The sequence below is a fragment of the Bilifractor sp. HCP3S3_D3 genome (assembly GCF_052063915.1).
Taxonomy (GTDB): domain Bacteria; phylum Bacillota; class Clostridia; order Lachnospirales; family Lachnospiraceae; genus Bilifractor.
Genome location: NZ_JBQHWP010000045.1, coordinates 1 through 1,772, shown reverse-complemented (window position 1 = coordinate 1,772; position 1,772 = coordinate 1). Strand labels below are relative to the sequence as shown.

Sequence of the window (1,772 nt, the reverse complement as noted above, 5' to 3'; positions counted from 1 at the left end):
ATTCTTCATTGCCAGCCTCCGTTTCCTGACGCTTCAGCAGGTTCTTAAGGGAATACTTGCTGTCATCATCTTTGTAGGCGCCGGATACGGCTGTTGCAGCATCTTCGTTGGGGCTACTCTGTGGCATTGTACTTTGCAACGGCTCTTTATGGTAAGTTGAGATTGTGTTACAGATATAGGAATAGTTGCATCTCCCAGCTAAAACGGCGTCTTTACAGCAACGTTCCAGGGCTTCCGGCGAGTACTTTTCCGCATACCGCAGAATACCAAAGCAGCTTCGGAATGACTGCACAGGATAAGCGTATTTCTGAATGACTGCATCGATCAAAGCACGGGTGCTGGGTCCGATAGCAGATGCTTTCTGTTGAAAATAAGGCACCGTCCAATAGCCATAGTCTTTGTATTCGGCAGGCATATCCGAGGGGATAATCACCCAGTCTTTCGGTGTGTAGCTCCGCTTATGCGTCCGGATGAAGTCACCGTGTTTGTTATAGACATAGATTTCTTTTTCCCCTGCCCGGATCTCGAGTTCCTGTCGCAGATATTTCCGGGGCATGCTATAATGGACCTTGTCGAAGGTGAAGGAGAAATCTTGTGCTACTTTAACAGTCTTTCGTTCAAGATATTCAAAACGGCTAGGCGGAAGAGGCAGGAGAGTCTCCTTCTCTTCTGTTGTAAAGAGATCGTACCGGGAATAGGTGAGTCCTTCAAAGGACTTCCGGTTCTCAGCATCCACCTTTTCCATCAGGACACGGTTTAAATCATCCAGCGAATAAAAAACCATATCTTCCATATCCATGAGGATGTGCATGGTAATGATCTTTACGTGGCCTTCCACAACTGGTTTCCAGCGGGGGGATTTCACTTTGGCAGGGGTTAAAACCGTATTGTTATGTTCTGCCCATGCCTGGAAATCTTTATTCAGGACAGGGCTGATCCAGTCCTTGTTCCGGGCAACTGCCACTTTGCAATTATCCGGGGTGATCGTCGGCGTCACGCCGCCAAAATAGGTCAGAGCATTATTATTGACCCGGATCCAGTTCCGGATATCGCATTCGGTCATTCCTTCAGCGTAAAAGTAATCACTGTAGGTGAGGGCAGCGATAAAGATCGTGACCTTTGTGGTCTCATCCGGGTTCCGGCGGTTATGCAGATAGAGCTGCTTCCCTGCATAGTCCAACTCGAGATTGACACCGGGATAACGCTGGATGTGAAAGGTCAGCTGTTTGGAATCAGCCCATTCGCTGTAACGCCTGCAGTACTGGCGATAGCTCATTGGCTTCTTTCCATCTACGACACCTATGGCATTGTATTTCTGCCACAGATGCTTCAGGGTCTCTCCTTTGCGGGCCAGAGCCTTGTAGACGGCTTCCTTGTTAAAATCCCGGTAGAGGAGCTGATCCGCCGATACACCAGGCTTTTTATAAAGCATGTTTCCGATGTATTCATTCGGGACATCTGCCGGTAAAGGGTATGAAAGTTCCGGATTCTCTCTGAAACGCTTCAGGAACTCGTTGACAGTTGTTTTGCTGCAGTCGCCGCAGCTTTCGGCGATTTCACGGCAGCTGAGATGGTTCACAAAGTGAAGCCTTAGTACTTTTTTGTAATCCATAGTAGGACCTCCAGATATAATATTTCTCCATTTTAAGGAGATGCGCTTATTATATCTGAAGATCTATTGTCCGGTTAATGTGTCCTTACTTGTCCGCTAATTATGTCTCAGACTGTCCGCCGAATATGGCACAGATGTCCGTTTAGCTCGACAATCTGCA

General features: G+C 47.7%; 1 protein-coding gene. It reads right to left on the bottom strand.

The genetic code is table 11. The annotated features are described in order from the left end of the window. Positions 1 to 1,612, bottom strand: a 1,612-nt coding sequence (locus ACTNDI_RS13935) for a Mu transposase domain-containing protein (protein ID WP_441101564.1), incomplete at its 3' end; no start/stop codon positions are given. Positions 1,613 to 1,772 lie beyond the last annotated feature (160 nt).